Source organism: Streptomyces sp. HSG2 (assembly GCF_016598575.1).
Classification (GTDB): domain Bacteria; phylum Actinomycetota; class Actinomycetes; order Streptomycetales; family Streptomycetaceae; genus Streptomyces.
The window spans coordinates 4,492,141-4,509,287 of sequence record NZ_CP066801.1 but is presented as its reverse complement, the minus strand read 5'-3'; the positions used below and the strand labels follow the sequence as shown (position 1 = coordinate 4,509,287).

Below are 17,147 nucleotides of genomic sequence, written 5' to 3'. Positions count from 1 at the left end.
TCGCCGCCCGCCTCACCGGCGACCGGCTCGCTCCGGCCCGTCCGGACCCGGTCGAGGGCTCGCACCCGGACAGGGACGAGCCCTCGACCGATGGTTCTCGTCGGATCGGATCAGACGCCCAGAAGGTCCACCACGAAGATCAACGTCTCTCCGGGCTTGATCGCCGGAGTGGGGCTCTGGTCACCGTAGGCCAGGTGGGCCGGGATGGTCAGCTGACGCCGGCCACCGACCCTCATGCCCTGCACGCCTCGGTCCCAGCCCGCGATGACCCGACCGCCACCCAGCGGGAAGCGGAACGGCGTACCGCGGTTCCAACTGGCGTCGAACTCCTCGCCGGTGCTGAAGGCGACACCCACGTAGTGGACGGTGACCGTCTGTCCGGCCCGCGCCACCTCGCCGTCGCCCTCCCAGATGTCCTTGATCTCCAGATCCGCCGGGGGCTCGCCACCAGGGAAGTCGACCTCGGGCTTGTCGATGCTCACGTCTTCAGCTCCTGCTCGTCTGTGGAAGGGCAACGCCGGCCAGTCTTTCATCCCGGGGGCGTCACATCTTCGCCAGGATGTCGACGGAGAAGACCAGGGTGGAGTCCTTCTGGATGGCGCTTCCCTGCGGCGGGTCGTCCCCGTAGCCGAGGTCGGGCGGCACGACGACGAGGACCCGACTGCCGACCTTCTTGCCCGTCAGCCCCTGCGACCAGCCCTTCACGACCTGCTGCAGCGAGAAGGACGCCAACTGGCCCCGCGAGTAGGTCGAGTCGAACACCTCACCGCCGTCCCAGAGGACACCCTCGTACTGGACCAGCACGTTGTCGTCGGCGCCGACCTCGGGCCCGTCGCCCTCCAGGATGTAGTCGGCCACCAGATCCTCGGGAGGCGCCACATCCGGGACTTGGATGGCCGGCGCCTTGCCGTCGGTGTTGGTCCCTACCCGCGGCAGGGCCGCGTCGTCCTGGGGGACCTCGGTACCCTCGGCGGAACTCTCGGCGTCGAAGGCGTCCACCAAGTCCACGACGAACACCAGCGTGTCGTCTCCGGCGATGCCCGCGTTCTCGTTGCCCTGGTCACCGTAGCCCCACGTGGGCGGAACGGAGAACTCCACCCGACTGTCGACCTTCTTGCCGCTGAGCGCGTAACGCCAACCGTCGATGACGCTGCCGGCACTCAGTTGGATGGCGATCGGCGCGCCGCGGTCGTAGGAGTTGTCGAACACCTCGGCGGTGGACCAGACCTGTCCCAGGTAGTCGGCCAGAATGTAGTCGTTCTCGGCGACCGTGCGGCCGTTGCCCGCGATGACCGTCCGCACCGCGAGCCGATCGGAGGGGTCCCCGCTGCCCTTGGCCACCGTGGGCTTCTGGCCGAAGTCCGTGCCCGCGGTGATGGCGGGCAGCGGACCGTCCACGATCTCCGGGGCGGGCGGCGACGAGGTCGCCGGGGCGGAGGGCGAGGGATTGTCCCCGGCGGTGTCCGCGTTCCCGTCGTCCCCGCAGGCGGCGAGTGTGATCAATCCGGCGGGAACGGCGATGAGGAGTGAGCGTCGGCGCACGGTGGAGGCCTCGTAATCGATCGGTGCGGGGAGACGGTGTCCGCGCAACTCTACGACGCGTGCGGGCACCGCACGGCACGCGTACGGCGCCCGTGTGATGATCCGGACCCGCGTTCGCCGAACAGGCGTCCACCCCGCCTGGCGCGAACTCACATGCCGGCGATGAGTTTCTCCACCCGATCGTCCACCGCGCGGAACGGGTCCTTGCAGAGCACCGTCCGCTGCGCCTGGTCGTTGAGCTTGAGGTGCACCCAGTCGACCGTGAAGTCGCGGCGCTGTTCCTGGGCCCGCCGAATGAAGTCGCCGCGGAGCCTGGCCCGAGTGGTCTGGGGCGGCACGGACTTGCCCTCGAAGATCTTCAGGTCGTCGCACACCCGCACGGCCTGGCCCTTCCGTTCCAGGAGGTAGTAGAGGCCGCGCCGGCGGTGGATGTCGTGGTAGGCGAGGTCTATCTGGGCGACCCGCGGGTGCGACATGGTCAGGTCGTGCTTGGCACGGTAGCGCTCCAGCAGCTTGTACTTCATGACCCAGTCGATCTCGGTGTCGATCCGGTCCAGGTCCTCCGTCTCCACGGCGTCCAGCGTGCGCCCCCACAGCTCCAGCACACGCTCCACGGTGCCGGTGCGGATGCCGCGCCGCTCGCAGAAGTCCACGGCCTTCTCGTAGTACTCGCGCTGCACCTCCAGCGCCGAGGCCTCGCGACCACTGGCGAGCCTCACCCGGCGACGCCCGGTGATGTCGTGGCTGACCTCGCGAATGGCGCGGATCGGATTCTCCAGGGTGAGGTCGCGCATCACCGTGCCGGCCTCGATCATGCGGAGCACCAGGTCGGTGGCACCGACCTTGAGGAGCATGGTCGTCTCCGACATGTTCGAGTCGCCCACGATCACGTGGAGCCGACGGTAGCGCTCGGCGTCGGCGTGCGGCTCGTCCCTGGTGTTGATGATCGGACGGGATCGGGTGGTGGCCGAGGAGACGCCCTCCCAGATGTGCTCGGCTCGCTGGCTGACGCAGTACACCGCTCCCCGTGGTGTCTGCAGCACCTTGCCCGCGCCGCACAGCAACTGCCGGGTCACCAGGAACGGGATGAGGATGTCCGCGAGGCGCGAGAACTCCCCGTGGCGGGCGACGAGGTAGTTCTCGTGGCAGCCGTAGGAGTTCCCCGCGGAGTCGGTGTTGTTCTTGAAGAGGTAGACGTCGCCGGCGATTCCCTCCTCGTGGAGGCGCCGCTCGGCGTCGACGAGGAGACCCTCCAGGATGCGCTCGCCGGCCTTGTCGTGCGTGACCAACTCGATCACGTTGTCGCACTCCGGTGTGGCGTACTCCGGGTGGGATCCCACGTCCAGGTAGAGGCGGGCGCCGTTGCGCAGGAAGACATTGCTGCTGCGGCCCCATGACACGACACGACGGAAGAGGTACCGCGCCACCTCGTCAGGCGACAGGCGGCGCTGTCCCCTGAACGTGCACGTGACGCCGTACTCGTTCTCCAGCCCGAAAATGCGGCGGTCCATGAAGGAACATTACGCCCGATCCACCGAACTGAAACGGGGTTCGAGGGCCTGGTTCGGATCATTTTCCGGCAGGGGCACCGACGGGACCGGTCCGACCGGGACCGTGAGCACCCCACGGGTGCCGACGAGCACGAGCAAGGAGACCGCGCCCGCGGCGGCCGGCAGCGCGAACCCCCAGGGCGCGCCACCCGCCTCGACGACCGGACCGGCCAGCCCGGTGCCCAGCGAGGCGCCCACGGTGAACGTCGTCACCAGCCAGGAGAACGCCTCCGTGACGGTGCCCGCCGGGGCGTGCCGGTCCACCAGGACGAACGCGCAGGCGATCGCCGGCGCCAGGAACACCCCCGCCAGCACCGTGGACAGCACCATGGGCACCACGTCCGGGACGAGGACGAGCGGAAGGTGACAGGCCGCCAGCAGCGCCACCAGCAGGCGCAGTCGCCGGGCGGGCTCGCCGAGCCGGGGCCGCGCACCGTACACCAGGCCGCCCAGCAGCGCGCCCAGCCCCACGGCCGCCATGAGCCAGCCGTACACCACGTCGCCCCCGCGGTCCTCCGCGTAGGAGAGCGCGGCGACGGTCATGGCCCCCAGGGCGCTGCCCACGAAGAGGAACGCCACCAGCAGGGCCACCAGACCGGGGGAACGCAACGCACCGAGCCAGTGCGCCTCGCGCGGCGCCGAGCGCCAGGCGCGCGAGGGCGCGGAGACGACGACGGACAGCGCGCCGACGACCCCGAGGGCGCTCAGCACGAGCAGCGCGGACTGCGGCGACCACAGGGACACGCACACCGTCACCAACAACGGCCCGACCGTGTACATGACCTCCTGCGCCACCGCGTCCATCGCGTAGGCGGTGTGCACCTGGTCCTCACGCCGCAGCACGCTGGGCCACAGGGCCCGCAGCCCCCCCTCCAGCGGCGGGGTCGCCAGTCCGGCCAAGGTGACCGACGCGTAGGCCGCGCCGAGGTCGCCGATCCCGAGGAGCGCGAAGGCGGACATGCCCATGGCCGAGACGACGGCCGCGGGGAGTTGCACGCGGGGCTGACCGAGGAGGTCGACGGCGCGCCCGAGGACCGGCTGCCCCACGGCGTTGGCGACGCCGTACACGGCCGCCAGCGCACCGGCGAGACTGTAGGACCCGCCCTCCGCCCGCACGAACAGCACCAGGGCGATGGCGGCGGTGGCGTTCGGCAGCCGCCCCACCAGTGTCCCGACGAGCAGCCTGGCGGCGTGCCGCGCCCGGAGGATCTCCAGATACCCCGTGACCACGCGGCACTCCTGTCGTCGACCATGCGTTATACGTATTACTTCCGGGCTCATACGTACCATGTCCGCTGTTCGGCAGTCCAGACGAAGGAGTTTCCCCACGTTGACACACGGCAGCACACGCCCGACGAGTCGAGACGTCGCCCAGGCGGCCGGGGTGTCGCAGACGGCGGTCTCCCTCGTCCTCGGCGACAAGTGGCGCGGACGGGTCTCCGAGGCCACGGCACGACGGGTGCGCCAGGCCGCGGAGGATCTCGCCTATCGGCCCAACCTGGCGGCCCGGAACCTGCGCCTGGGTCGCACCCGTACCGTCCTGCTCGTCGTCCCCGCCCTGACGACGGAGTTCTTCGCGGGCGTGTACACCGGCGCCGCGCGCGTCGCGGCCGAGCACGGCTTCGGCGTGGTCCTCTATCCGTCACCGGAAGGCATCGGGCCCGCCCGGGACCCCTTCCACTCCGCCCGCGCCGCGCTGGACGGTGTCATCGCCTCCTCCATGGCCGCCGACGCGCTCACCGCGATCCGGGGCGACCAGCTCCCGCTCGTCATGCTCGACAGCGACCCACGCGGGAGTCCGGGGGCGGCCACCGTGAACCTGGACATCTCGGACGGGATCCGGCAGGTCGCGGACCACCTGCTGGACCTGGGCCACCGGCGGTTCCTTCACCTCGCGGCCGACGTGGCCTCATGGACCTTCGAGATCCGTGCCCGCGAGCTGTCCGCCCGTCTGGCCGGGGTGGCGGGAACCGAGCTGCGCACCGCGCACGCCCCCATCTCGATGGACGGCGCCCGCCGGGCCGTGGAACGCGCGTTGGCCGAGCCCGCGCCGCCGCCCACGGCGGTGATCTGCGACGACGACAAGCTCGCCGCGGGGGCCTACAAGGCCCTGCGGCGCCACGGCCTGCGCGTCCCCGACGACGTCTCGGTCAGCGGACTGGACGATCTCGCTCTGGCGACCGCCCTGGACCCCGAGCTGACCACCGTCCGGCTGGACGCGGAGTCGTTCGGGGAGCGAGGCATGGAGGCTCTCCTGGCGGTCCTGAACGGCCGTGTCCCCGAGGGTGGGGACATCCCGGTCGAGCTGGTCGTCCGAGGTTCGACCGGCCCCCCGCGGGGCGCGGCGGCGTGATGGCGCGCCCCGGCCGCGCGGGGGCCGGCGTCGGGTGGGCCCGTGCGCGTCGGCGGCCCGGCGCGCGCGGGCCCCGGTCGCCATCGGGCGACCGGGGGTGCGTCAGTCCTCCGGGGACTCGGCGTCGTCGGCGTCGCCGCCCGGAGTGGAGTCCGCGGTCGTGTCGGAGGACAGCAACCTCGACAACCGGGGCCCCACGATCCGCTTGAACTTCCGCTTGCGGGGCCGCGTCCGGTCCAGGACGGCGACTTCCAGTCGCTCCGCCGGGATGTCCCGCTGCCCGCCGTTGGTGTCCCGCGACAACGCCTGCACGGCCAGCCGAAGCGCCTCGGCCAGCGTCATGCCGTCCTGGTGGCGCTGGTCCAGGAACCCGCTGATCTGCTCGGCGTTGCCCCCCACGGCCACCGAGCCGTGCTCGTCCACGATCGACCCGTCGTGGGGCAGACGGTAGATCTGATCGCCCTCGGGGGTCTCCCCCACCTCGGCGACGACCAGTTCCACCTCGTAGGGCTTCTCGCCGGCGCTGGAGAAGATCGTGCCCAGCGTCTGGGCGTAGACGTTGGCCAGCCCGCGGGCGGTCACGTCCTCCCGGTCGTACGTGTACCCCCGCAGGTCGGCGTAGCGGACGCCACCGATGCGCAGGTTCTCGTACTCGTTGTACTTGCCGGCGGCGGCGAAGCCGATCCGGTCGTAGATCTCGCTGAACTTGTGCAGTGCGCGGGACGGGTTCTCCCCGACGAACACGATGCCGTCGGCGTACTGCATCACTACCAGGCTGCGCCCCCGTGCGATGCCCTTTCTCGCGTACTCCGCGCGATCGGCCATCGCCTGCTGAGGTGAGACATAGAACGGCGTCGACACCGGTTACCCGTCCTTTTCCGTCGGAACGATTGGACCACCTGACAAGACAATCACGGCCTTCGCCGCTAGAGGAGCGCCGCCCGCGGGCCGTCCGGCTCCCGGAGCCTGCGCTCCAGCACCTCCCTGGCCAGGCGTGACGACTCCTCCTCCGTCAGCCGCCGGACCCCCTCGTCGGTGATCACGGTGATGACGGGGTAGATCCGCCGCGCGACGTCGGGCCCGCCGGTGGCCGAGTCGTCGTCGGCCGCGTCGTAGAGGGCCTGGACGACCAGCGTGGTCGCCTGTTGCTCGCTCAGGTCCTCGCGGAACAGCTTCTTCATCGCGCCACGCGCGAACAGCGAACCGGAGCCGGTCGCCGCGAAGCTGTGCTCCTCCGAGCGGCCCCCCGTCACGTCGTACGAGAAGATGCGACCCCGGTCCCGGTCGAGGTCGTATCCCGCGAAGAGCGGGACCACCGCGAGCCCCTGCATCGCCATGCCGAGGTTCGACCGGATCATCGTCGACAGACGGTTCGCCTTGCCCTCCAGGGAGAGCTGGGCCCCCTCGACCTTCTCGAAGTGTTCCAGCTCCAACTGGAAGAGCTTGACCATCTCCACGGCCAGCCCCGCCGTGCCGGCGATGCCCACCGCGGAGTACTCGTCCGCCGGGAACACCTTCTCCATGTCGCGCTGGGCGATGATGTTGCCCATGGTGGCCCGACGGTCTCCGGCGAGCACCACGCCTCCGGGAAAGGTGACCGCCAGGATCGTCGTCCCGTGCGGGGCCTCGACGGCTCCGCGCGTCGGGGGCAGTGGCCGGTTCCCGGGGAGCAACCCCGGGCGGTGTTCCCCGAGGAAGTCCATGAAGGAGGAGGAGCCCGGCGCCAGGAAGGCGGTCGGCAGCCGCCCGGAGCTACGAGTGTCGGCTTCCACGAGTTTCCTTCCGAAGGGTCGGCAGCCGGATCGGCTGCGTCGGGGCCTGGTCTCCGCCGACCGACACCCCGGACGCCGGGGCGCCGGTGCGGCACGCTGCTGTGTGGGACCCTACCCGCCCGAAGACCGTGATCCACGGGAGAGGACCCGGGCATCGGCCGGTGACCTCGGGCACGAGGTCGTGGGTGTCGGGGCTCCCGAAGACGCCCCGCCCGCGCCCCGGATCTCCCCCGGGGCGCGGGCCCGGGGGACGGACGGGTCGGGGTGGGGTCGCGCGAGCCCCGCCCCGACGCTCGATGAGCGCTACTCTCCGCCCTTCTGGACAAAGCTCCGCACGAAGTCCTCCGCGTTCTCCTCCAGCACGTCGTCGATCTCGTCCAGGACGGAGTCCACGTCGTCGCTGAGCTTCTCCTGGCGCTCCTTGAGGTCCTCCGCGGCCTGCGCCTCCTGGGCCTGCTCCTCGACCTCCTCGGTGGAACGCGTCGCCTTCTGCTGGCCGCCGCCGGTGTCCTTGGTCGCCATCACCCTCACCCCGCTCGGTTCGCCCGACACACACTTGCTAGGTCGAGATCAGACCCTACTCGTCCGATCCGACGATGGCCCCGCTGTCGCTCCGACGCACGGGGACCGTCTCCATGATTCCCGCCCACGACGTCCGTCACCCGGCCGCCCGCGGACCCGGGGACCTCAGTTCCCCGACAACACCTTGACCAGGTCCTCCGCGGTACGGCACCGGTCCAGGAGCGTCTTGACGTGCTCGCGTGTCCCGCGCAGGGGCTCCAGGGTGGGGACCCTCTGGAGCGAGTCCCGACCCGGCAGGTCGAAGATCACGGAGTCCCAGGATGCCGCCGCGACGTCGTCCGCGTACTGGTCGAGGCATCGACCTCGGAAGTAGGCCCGGGTGTCCTCGGGAGGCCGGGTGCGAGCCCGCTCCACCTCCGACTCCTCCAGGATGCGCCGGATCCGTCCTCGGGACGCCAGACGGTTGTAGAGGCCCTTGTCGGGACGGACGTCGGCGTACTGAAGGTCCACGAGATGGAGGCGCGGGGCGTCCCAGTCGAGCCCGTCGCGGCGCCGGTATCCCTCCAGGAGTTCCCGCTTGGCGACCCAGTCGAGCTCGCCCGCCAGGCTCATGGGGTCGTTCTCCAGTCGGTTGAGGGTGTCCTCCCAGCGGGTCAGCACGTCCTTGGTCTGGTCGTCGGCGTCGGCACCGAACCGGTCCTCGACGTACTTGCGCGACAGCTCGTAGTACTCCATCTGGAGCTGGACGGCGGTGAGCGTGCGGCCACTGCGCAGGGTGACCAGTCGTCGGAGCGTGGGGTCGTGGGAGACGCGGTGGAGGGTGCGCACCGGCTGGTCCACCGCGAGGTCCACGGCGATGAAGCCGTCCTCGATCATGGAGAGGACGAGGGCGGTGGTGCCCAGCTTGAGGTAGGTCGAGATCTCGGAGAGATTGGCGTCGCCGATGATCACATGAAGTCGTCGGTACTTCTCGGCGTCGGCGTGCGGCTCGTCCCGGGTGTTGATGATGGGGCGCTTGAGAGTGGTCTCCAGCCCGACCTCGACCTCGAAGTAGTCGGCACGCTGGCTGAGCTGGAATCCGTTCTCGCGACCGTCCTGACCGACACCGACCCGCCCGGCACCGGCGAAGACCTGGCGCGACACGAAGAACGGGGTCAGGTGCCGCACGATGTCGGAGAACGGGGTCTCCCGTCGCATCAGGTAGTTCTCGTGCGTGCCGTACGAGGCGCCCTTGTTGTCGGTGTTGTTCTTGTAGAGGTGGATCGGCTGCGCGCCGGGCAGCCGGCCCGCCCGGTCGGCGGCCTCCGCCATGATCCGCTCGCCGGCCTTGTCCCAGAGCACCGCGTCCCTCGGGTTGGTGACCTCCGGGGCGCTGTACTCGGGATGCGCGTGGTCGACGTAGAGCCGCGCGCCGTTGGTGAGGATGACGTTGGCCAGCCCGATGTCCTCGTCGGTCAGCTGAGTCGCGTCGGCGGCCTCGCGTGCGAGGTCGAAGCCGCGCGCGTCCCTCAGCGGATTCTCCTCCTCGAAGTCCCAGCGGGCCCGGCGGGCCCGGTGCATCGCCGCCGCGTAGGCGTTGACGATCTGGGACGAGGTGAGCATGGCATTGGCGTTCGGGTGACCGGGGACGGAGATCCCGTACTCCGTCTCGATGCCCATCACTCGGCGTACGGTCATGCGGCCCTCCTTGCCCGGCGGCGACCTCGGTCGTGGACGCCGCTCAAGTACCGCTGGCGCTCGGTTGCGTGTGCGGTGCCCGTCCCCGCACTGCGCGACTCGGCGGTACCGAAGAGCCTAGAACGCCGCTGCGCCGGTGGGGAGATCATTTGCGTCATTGCCTTGCTCCAACCGTGCCCTGAAAACGCCGACTGCGGGTACCCGCCGGGGGCACCCGCAGCCACCTGCCGTTTACAGGTACTGACCGGTGTTCGCCACCGTGTCGATGGAGCGCCCCGTGTCCGCGCCCTGCTTTCCGGTGACGAGCGTACGGATGTAGACGATCCGCTCGCCCTTCTTTCCGGAGATCCGGGCCCAGTCGTCCGGGTTGGTGGTGTTGGGCAGGTCCTCGTTCTCCTTGAACTCGTCCACGCATGCCTGGAGGAGATGGGAGACGCGAAGGCCCTTCTGATTCTTTTCCAGGAAGTCCTTGATCGCCATCTTCTTGGCGCGCCCGACGATGTTCTCGATCATAGCGCCGGAATTGAAGTCCTTGAAGTACAGGACTTCCTTGTCGCCGTTGGCGTAGGTGACCTCGAGGAAGCGGTTCTCCTCGCTCTCGGCGTACATTTGTTCCACCGCCGTCTGGATCATCCGCTGAACGGTGGATCCCTTGTCTCCGGCGTGTTCCTTGAGGTCGTCCTCGTGCAGCGGGAGACGCTCGGTGAGGTACTTGCCGAAGATGTCCTGGGCCGCCTCCGCGTCCGGACGCTCGATCTTGATCTTCACATCGAGGCGACCGGGCCGCAGGATCGCCGGGTCGATCATGTCCTCGCGGTTGGAGGCACCGATCACGACCACGTTCTCCAGCCCCTCGACCCCGTCGATCTCGGCGAGAAGCTGCGGGACGATGGTGTTCTCCACATCCGAGCTGACCCCGGATCCCCGGGTACGGAAGAGCGACTCCATCTCGTCGAAGAAAACGATGACCGGCGTGCCCTCCCCCGCCTTCTCACGGGCCCGCTGGAAGACCAGGCGAATCTGGCGCTCGGTCTCGCCCACGTACTTGTTGAGCAGCTCGGGACCCTTGATGTTGAGGAAGAAGCTCTTGCCGGCGGCCTGGCCGGTGACCTCGGCGACCTTCTTCGCCAGGGAGTTGGCGACGGCCTTGGCGATGAGAGTCTTGCCGCACCCGGGGGGGCCGTAGAGCAGGACGCCCTTGGGCGGGCGCAGCTCGTGCTCCTTGAACAGGTCCGGATAGAGGTAGGGAAGCTCGACGGCGTCGCGGATCATCTCGATCTGGTTTCCCAGACCACCGATCTGCTCGTATCCGATGTCGGGGACCTCTTCGAGAACGAGTTCCTCGACCTCGCTCTTGGGCACCACCTCGTAGACGTACCCGGAGCGCGGCTCCAGCAGCAGGGCGTCGCCGGCACGGATGGTGACGTCCAGGAGCGGCTCCGCGAGGCGCACCACCCGCTCCTCGTCCGTGTGCCCGAGGACGAGGGCCCGCTGGCCGTCCTCGAGGATCTCCTTGAGCGTGACGATCTCGCCGATCCGCTCGAATTCCATGGCCTCGACCACGTTGAGCGCTTCGTTGAGCATCACCTCCTGCCCCCGCCGTAGCTCGGCCGTGTCCACCCCGGGGCTCACGTTGACTCGGAGTTTGCGACCGCCGGTGAAGATGTCGGCGGTGCCGTCCTGGGCGGCTTCGAGGAAGACGCCGAAGCCGGCCGGAGGCTGGGCGAGACGGTCGACCTCCTCCTTGAGCGCCACGATCTGATCGCGGGCCTCACGGAGTGTGTTGGCGAGCCGCTCGTTCTGGGCGGACACGCCGGCCAGGTTGGTCTGCAACTCGACGATCCGCTCTTCGAGGATTCTCGTGTGTCGCGGAGAGTCGGCGAGCTTGCGCCGCAGGACGGCGATCTCCTGCTCAAGGTAGGCGATCTGCCCGGTCGGGTCGTCGGACCCGTGTCCCGGGCGGATGCCGCGGTTCATGTCGTCGTCGTGGGCTGCCACGGTCCTCACCTCCTCCAAGGGGAGCTGGACGCTTCCAGACCCTACCTGGGCGGGTGTCGATTGAAACCCCTAGATCACAAAGACGGTCGGGGTGTGTCCGATCTTCACCCTTGCGCTCTCCCTCACGCCAGGGAAATACCCAGGGAAATTGCCGGGAACCCCGGCCGGGGACGGGCGGATCCGTTCAACACCCGCCCGATCCGGCCGGATTCCGGGAGGCGGGACGAGTCCGGCGACATCCCGAGTGGACCACCGGGTCCCGGAGTCGGCGACCCGCCGGCGCGCGGCCGTCCGAACCGACGGGGGTGGCCCAGCCCAGGTCGGAGCGACGGGACACGGACGTCGGACGCCCGCGGCGCACGTCGAACCGCTCCCTCTCCGCGCCGTCCGGGTGGCTCCTCGCGCCGAGCCGTCGACACGAGCGCTCCGGACCGCGGGTCGCTTTCAGGACAGCGCCGGTACGTCCGCCCCGAACTCGGAGTGACCGAAAAACCGCCATTCGCTCACTTTGAGTGACCAATCTCGGTCGTGTCGTTCACTCTCGGCTCGGATCGTCAGGACACCACGGTGCGGAGAACCGGGGAAGGCCCGGCCGCGGTGCGCACGAACGCGCCGCCCTCCCAACGCCAGTTCAGCTCGTCCTCGGTGTCGGGACAGCAACGGGGCACGTCGGCCGATGAATAGCCGAGGAGCGTCGCGGTGACGTCCCCCCCGCGGATGGTCAGCTCGGAGACGGTTCGAAGCTCGGCGGGGTCCACGAGGGTGGCGACGGTCCGGGGCCCGCCGGCGCCCTCGGCGAGGACGTACAGACCCTGCGGTGGCGTGCCCATGGGAGCGTCGCAGTGGACGACGGCCGCGGTCTCGGGGTGCCCGTCGCCGTCGATGTCTCCGACGGCCTTCCGCACCACCGCCACCTCGACCGGGCCGCAGTCCAGCGGGAAGTCGACCGCGGCCGGATCGGGGGCTCCCGCCTCGCCCCGGGGCGCGCGGTCGGCCGCGTGCGCGGTCGTCACGGCGTCGGGCCGGAGCAGGGAGGAGAGGGCCACCACAGCGGCGACGGCCGTGGCGGTGACGACCCAGTGGAAGGCGCGAGGGCGGGCGTGCGCGAGCTCCGGAACGACGGGGTGCTGCACGAGGAGCCTCTCCTGTGAGGGCGTGCCGGTGGGGTGGCCAGCATGCTGCCACACGGTGCGACTCGGGGGGAGGCCGGGGTGGCCATGGACGCCGAACGCCCGGCCGTCGTCGCGGTGTTCCCCTCGTCCTTCGGGAAACCGGCTGCGGTGGCCGGGCGTTGAGGCGCTCTCGGGAGCGGAGCGGTGGGGCCGCCTCAGCGGCCGGTGCCACCATCCGCGTTGGGGCCGGTGTAGTCCTCGCCGTAGGCGCCCTTGGCGGGGCGGCGGCGACGCATGGGGGGCTCCACGCCATCGGCCAGCCGCCGGGCCGTGAGGAGGAAGCCGGTGTGGCCGATCATCCGGTGGTCCGGGCGGACCGCGAGACCCTCCACGTGCCAATTCCGGATCATCGTCTCCCAGGACGTCGGCTCGTTGAAGCAGCCGAACTCGCGGATGGACTCGACGGTCCTGGCGAGTTGGGTCGTGGTGGCGACGTAGCAGCAGAGGATGCCGCCGGGGACCAAGGCCTTGGAGACGGCCTCCAGACACTCCCAGGGAGCGAGCATGTCGAGGATGACCCGATCGACGTCCGTCTCCGACAGACGGTCCTGGAGATCGCCGACGGTGAGCCGCCAGGCCGGATGCGGACCCCCGAAGTAGCGCTCGACGTTGGCCTTGGCGATGTCGGCGAAGTCGGCGCGGCGCTCGTACGAGTGCAGCATGCCGTGGTCGCCCACGGCACGCAGCAGGAAGCTGCTCAGCGAGCCGGAGCCGACCCCGGCCTCGACCACCCGCGCACCGGGGAAGATGTCGGCGAAGGCGAGGATCTGACCGGCGTCCTTGGGGTAGACGACGGCGGCCCCGCGGGGCATGGAAAGGACGTAGTCGGGGAGCAGGGGGCGCAGCGCGAGGTAGGCGACGTTCCCGGTGGTGCGGACGACGCTGCCCTCGGGGGCGCCGATCAGCTCGTCGTGCGAGAAGGAACCCTTGTGGGTGTGGAAGTTCTTCCCCGCTTCGAGCGTGAACGTGTAGTGGCGACCCTTGGGGTCGGTCAGCTGAACCTGGTCCCCGACCGTGAAGAGCCCGCGCCTGCGCGCGGCACCGGTCGGTTCGGACATGTGACCAGCGTACCGGTCCGCGTGGGGGCCCCCGACCACGCCGCCGGTCAGCTGGGGCGAGCCATGGCCTTCACGAACGCGCGTTCGACATCGGTGGCCGACAGGACCCCGTAGATCTCTCCGCCGCCCTCCACCACCAGGTACTCGGTCGCCGGGGTGGCACGCAGGGCGTCCAGGAGTTCCTCTCCGCCCAGTTCCGCCGAGACGCTCATGCCGTCGGTGAGGGGCTGGGCCAGACCGCCCACGGCGACCCAGGGACGGCGGTGCTCGGGCACGCCGACGATGGCGGTCTCCCGGACCAGCGACTCGGGCCTGCCCTCACCGTCGACCACCACGAGGGCCCGGGCGCCTGCGGCGTTGGCCCGCCGAAGGGCCTCGGAGAGCGGGGTCTCCGCCTCCACCGGAACGGCCCGACGGGTGAGGTTGCGGGCCCGCAGCTCCGGCAGGTGCTCGCGCAGCCGCGCCATGCGGAGGCTGTTGCCGGCCCCTGTCCAGATGATCGCGGCGAGGATGGCCGCCAGGAGCGCGTCCATGACGGTGTCCATGCCGACGTTGTCCACGGCGTCCGCGCCCAGCGCCCCCGAGTGGGTGAGCAGGGGAAGGCCGATCAGGACCGCCACGGCGAGGGCGCGGCCCACCCAGGCCGCCGCCACCGTGCCGCTCATCGGCTTCCCGGTGACCTTCCAGACGACGGCGCGCAGCATCCGACCGCCGTCGAGCGGCAGCCCGGGAAGCAGGTTGAACGCGGCGACGATCAGATTGGAGATCATCAGGCCCGCGAGGAGGACCCCGGGGACGGTGCCGGGCTCGACCGGGCGCATCGCGAGATGGAAGACACCCGCGAGCACCAGGGACAGCAGCGGACCGACGAAGGCCAGGACGAATTCGCGCCCCGGCGTCTCCGCCTCCTTCTCGATCTCCGAGACGCCTCCGAAGAACTGCAGCTGGATCCGGCGGACGGGGAGCTTGAAACGGAGCGCGGCGAGAGTGTGCGCCAGCTCGTGCACGAGCACCGAGGCGTAGAAGGCGACGGCGAAGAACAACGAGACCAGGTAGCGGGCCGCGCCGAGCTCCGGCAGCACGCGTTCCAGTTGGCCGCCGAAGACCCAGGTGATGAGGGCGGCGACCAGGAACCAGCTGGGCGCGACGTAGACGGGCACCCCGAAGGGGCGCCCCATCAGGATGCCGCCGCCGGGCCCGCCCCCGCGGGCGGAACGAGGGCTCCGTGTCGCCTCCGGGTCGCCACCGGGCGGCGGCGACCCCGGCGCGACGCCCACCGGAGGCTCCGCGTCCGGGAGGCTCTCGGAGGGAGCGGCGGGCCCGGGCCGCGCGGCCGAGCCCTCGGCTTCGGCCGCGCTCTTCGCGGGGCGGCTCTCCCCTTCGCCCGGGGAACGTCCGGTGCCGGTGGGACCGTCGGCCTCGCTTCTCGCGCTCTCCCCAGGGTCACCCTCTGCGCGCTCCTCGCGGGCCGCCCGACCCCGTTCCTCCTCAGGGGCCCGGGAGCCCTCGGATGGCGGCTCGGGGTGGCGGCCCGCCAGGCCACCGGACGGCCTCGGATCGCGGTCCTCGGGACCGGCGGCCGGGGCGGCGGGCCCCGCGCGGTGCTCGTCCGGTCCGTCGCCCTCGGACCGCGGCTGCCCACTCCGGCCGCTCACATCCACGCCTGTCCCCTCGTTCGAAACGTCTCCCGACCTGTCGGACGGAAGGGTCTGCTGTCGATGGTATGCGGCCCCCGCCCGCCCATCCGCCCCGGCACCCCCGGCGCTCGCCTCGGCGACCGACGCGACGGCTTCGCTGTCGGCGCGGGGCCGTAGGGTCTGGGGCATGGAGACGAGCGTGGACGGTGCCAGGACGGCGGACTCGGGGCCGGCGGAGGGAACGCCGAAGGAGGGCGGGACCGCCCCCGCCCCGGCGACCGCGCCCACGTCGTTGTCGCCGTCCCGGGCCGCCGACTTCCTGCGGTGTCCCCTGCTCTACCGTTTCCGGGTGATCGACAGGCTGCCGGAGAAGCCGAGCGAGGCGGCCACCCGGGGCACCCTGGTGCACGCCGTGCTGGAGCGGCTGTTCGACGCCCCCGCGGCGGAGCGGACCCCACCGCGCGCCAAGGACCTGCTGCCCGGCCAGTGGCAGCGGCTGCGGGAGACGCGGCCCGAGGTCGGGGAGCTGTTCCGGGACGACCCGGACGGCCGGCGCCTGGCACGCTGGCTCGCGGAGGCGGAGCGGTTGGTCGAGCGCTGGTTCGCCCTGGAGGACCCCAGCCGTCTGGAGCCCGCCGAGCGTGAGCTGTTCGTGGAGACGCGGCTGGACTCGGGGCTGCGGCTGCGCGGGATCATCGACCGCGTGGACGTGGCACCGACCGGCGAGGTCCGCATCGTCGACTACAAGACGGGCAAGGCCCCACGGCCGCGGTTCGCGGAAGACGCGTTGTTCCAGATGACGTTCTACGCGCTGGTGGTCTGGCGGCTGAAGGGCGTGGTCCCCCGGCGGCTGCAACTGGTCTACCTCGGCAGCGGAGAGCTGGTGACCCACGACCCCACGCTCGCCGACCTGGAACGGGTCGAGCGCAGACTGCTGGCGCTGTGGGACGCCATCCGGCGCGCGACCGCGACGGGCGACTGGCGCCCTCGGCCGAGCCGACTGTGCGACTGGTGCGACCACCAGGCCCTTTGCCCCGAGTTCGGCGGCACACCTCCCGCGTATCCACTGCCGGTCCGGCCGGAGGCCCCCACGCGCACCGGCTGAACCGGGCCGCGCCGGCACCGCCGCGACAAGGCAGAATGGGCCGGCCGAGCGAAGGAGAGCCACTTGACCATCCGCGTCCTGCTGGTTGACGACCAGCCCCTGTTGCGTACCGGCTTCCGGATGATCCTCGAAGCCGAGCAGGAGATCGCCGTCGTCGGAGAGGCCGGCGACGGCGTCCAGGCACTGGAGCAGGTCCGGGCCCTCCAACCGGACGTGGTCCTGATGGACATCCGCATGCCCCGGATGGACGGCGTGGAGGCCACCCGACGCATCTCGGGCCCCGAACGGGACGGTCCGGCGCGCGTACTGGTCCTGACCACCTTCGACCTGGACGAATACGTGGTGGAAGCTCTCAGGGCCGGGGCGAGCGGCTTCCTCCTGAAGGACGCCCCGGCGGGCGAGCTGGTGCGGGCGATCCGGGTGGTGGCGTCGGGTGACGCCATGCTGGCACCCAGCGTGACTCGGCGCCTGCTCGACAAGTACGCCGCACACCTGCCCTCCGGCGAGGCACCGGAACCGGACATCCTCACGGCGCTGACCGAGCGCGAGCTCGACGTGCTGAAGCTGGTCGCGAAGGGCCTGTCCAACGCGGAGATCGCGGCGGACCTGTTCGTCAGCGAGACGACCGTGAAGACCCATGTCGGCCACGTGCTCACCAAGCTCGGCTTGCGCGACCGGGTGCAGGCCGCGGTGTACGCCTACGAGTGCGGGTTGGTGCGCCCCCGGGCGCGATAGGGCCTATCGGGGCCTCGCCGACCACC

General features: G+C 70.8%; 15 protein-coding genes. 3 read left to right on the top strand and 12 right to left on the bottom strand.

Features of this window, described 5'->3' with window-relative positions; translation table 11 throughout:
• Positions 1 to 110: 110 nt before the first annotated feature.
• The 4 genes from JEK78_RS19525 to JEK78_RS19510 form a co-directional block, all read right to left on the bottom strand.
• Positions 111 to 482: an FKBP-type peptidyl-prolyl cis-trans isomerase gene (locus JEK78_RS19525; protein ID WP_200261479.1), complete on the bottom strand. Its 372-nt coding sequence runs from the start codon at positions 480 to 482 to the stop codon at positions 111 to 113.
• Positions 483 to 543: 61 nt separating this feature from the next.
• Positions 544 to 1,542: an FKBP-type peptidyl-prolyl cis-trans isomerase gene (locus JEK78_RS19520; RefSeq protein WP_200261477.1), complete on the bottom strand. Its 999-nt coding sequence runs from the start codon at positions 1,540 to 1,542 to the stop codon at positions 544 to 546.
• Between the two features lie 149 nt (positions 1,543 to 1,691).
• Entirely contained in the window at positions 1,692 to 3,053 is a 1,362-nt protein-coding gene (gene pafA / locus JEK78_RS19515; protein WP_200261475.1) for a Pup--protein ligase, read from the bottom strand.
• A 9-nt stretch (positions 3,054 to 3,062) separates the two neighbouring features.
• Complete coding sequence (locus JEK78_RS19510; protein ID WP_200261473.1) at positions 3,063 to 4,322, bottom strand: MFS transporter; 1,260 nt, start codon at positions 4,320 to 4,322, stop codon at positions 3,063 to 3,065.
• A gap of 100 nt (positions 4,323 to 4,422) precedes the next feature.
• Here JEK78_RS19510 and JEK78_RS19505 point away from each other — a divergent pair, with 100 nt between their 5' ends.
• Positions 4,423 to 5,445 carry a LacI family DNA-binding transcriptional regulator gene (locus JEK78_RS19505; RefSeq protein WP_200261471.1) on the top strand — a complete coding sequence of 341 codons (1,023 nt, stop codon included), beginning with the start codon at positions 4,423 to 4,425 and terminating at the stop codon, positions 5,443 to 5,445.
• Between the two features lie 102 nt (positions 5,446 to 5,547).
• Here JEK78_RS19505 and prcA read toward each other — a convergent pair whose 3' ends face one another.
• The 8 genes from prcA to JEK78_RS19465 form a co-directional block, all read right to left on the bottom strand.
• Entirely contained in the window at positions 5,548 to 6,306 is a 759-nt protein-coding gene (gene prcA, locus JEK78_RS19500; protein WP_200261469.1) for a proteasome subunit alpha, read from the bottom strand.
• Positions 6,307 to 6,371: 65 nt separating this feature from the next.
• Complete coding sequence (gene prcB / locus JEK78_RS19495; RefSeq protein WP_200261467.1) at positions 6,372 to 7,217, bottom strand: proteasome subunit beta; 846 nt, start codon at positions 7,215 to 7,217, stop codon at positions 6,372 to 6,374.
• A gap of 303 nt (positions 7,218 to 7,520) precedes the next feature.
• Positions 7,521 to 7,739, bottom strand: coding sequence for a ubiquitin-like protein Pup (locus JEK78_RS19490; RefSeq protein ID WP_037777052.1), 219 nt, complete (start codon positions 7,737 to 7,739; stop codon positions 7,521 to 7,523).
• A 165-nt stretch (positions 7,740 to 7,904) separates the two neighbouring features.
• Complete coding sequence (gene dop / locus JEK78_RS19485; protein ID WP_347341192.1) at positions 7,905 to 9,416, bottom strand: depupylase/deamidase Dop; 1,512 nt, start codon at positions 9,414 to 9,416, stop codon at positions 7,905 to 7,907.
• A 231-nt stretch (positions 9,417 to 9,647) separates the two neighbouring features.
• A complete protein-coding gene (arc, locus tag JEK78_RS19480; protein WP_200261465.1) occupies positions 9,648 to 11,414 on the bottom strand; it encodes a proteasome ATPase in 1,767 nt (588 codons plus the stop codon).
• 554 nt (positions 11,415 to 11,968) lie between these two features.
• Positions 11,969 to 12,547 (bottom strand): hypothetical protein, encoded by a 579-nt coding sequence (locus JEK78_RS19475; RefSeq protein WP_200261463.1) that lies wholly within the window; start codon positions 12,545 to 12,547, stop codon positions 11,969 to 11,971.
• Positions 12,548 to 12,741: 194 nt separating this feature from the next.
• Positions 12,742 to 13,644 (bottom strand): tRNA (adenine-N1)-methyltransferase, encoded by a 903-nt coding sequence (locus JEK78_RS19470; protein ID WP_200261461.1) that lies wholly within the window; start codon positions 13,642 to 13,644, stop codon positions 12,742 to 12,744.
• Positions 13,645 to 13,691: 47 nt separating this feature from the next.
• Positions 13,692 to 15,305 carry a site-2 protease family protein gene (locus JEK78_RS19465; protein ID WP_200261459.1) on the bottom strand — a complete coding sequence of 538 codons (1,614 nt, stop codon included), beginning with the start codon at positions 15,303 to 15,305 and terminating at the stop codon, positions 13,692 to 13,694.
• 163 nt (positions 15,306 to 15,468) lie between these two features.
• Here JEK78_RS19465 and JEK78_RS19460 point away from each other — a divergent pair, with 163 nt between their 5' ends.
• Positions 15,469 to 16,386 (top strand): RecB family exonuclease, encoded by a 918-nt coding sequence (locus tag JEK78_RS19460; protein WP_200261457.1) that lies wholly within the window; start codon positions 15,469 to 15,471, stop codon positions 16,384 to 16,386.
• Between the two features lie 63 nt (positions 16,387 to 16,449).
• On the top strand, positions 16,450 to 17,121 hold the full coding sequence (locus tag JEK78_RS19455; RefSeq protein WP_200261455.1) for a response regulator transcription factor: 672 nt from the start codon (positions 16,450 to 16,452) through the stop codon (positions 17,119 to 17,121).
• Positions 17,122 to 17,147: the final 26 nt, after the last annotated feature.

Bases quoted from the DNA above. Each gene is read 5' to 3' on its own strand.
- pafA (WP_200261475.1), bottom strand. From the start codon at position 3,053: ATGGACCGCCGCATTTTCGGGCTGGAGAACGAGTACGGCGTCACGTGC.
- JEK78_RS19490 (WP_037777052.1), bottom strand. From the start codon at position 7,739: ATGGCGACCAAGGACACCGGCGGCGGCCAGCAGAAGGCGACGCGTTCC.
- dop (WP_347341192.1), bottom strand. From the start codon at position 9,416: ATGACCGTACGCCGAGTGATGGGCATCGAGACGGAGTACGGGATCTCC.
- JEK78_RS19470 (WP_200261461.1), bottom strand. From the start codon at position 13,644: ATGTCCGAACCGACCGGTGCCGCGCGCAGGCGCGGGCTCTTCACGGTC.
- JEK78_RS19460 (WP_200261457.1), top strand. From the start codon at position 15,469: ATGGAGACGAGCGTGGACGGTGCCAGGACGGCGGACTCGGGGCCGGCG.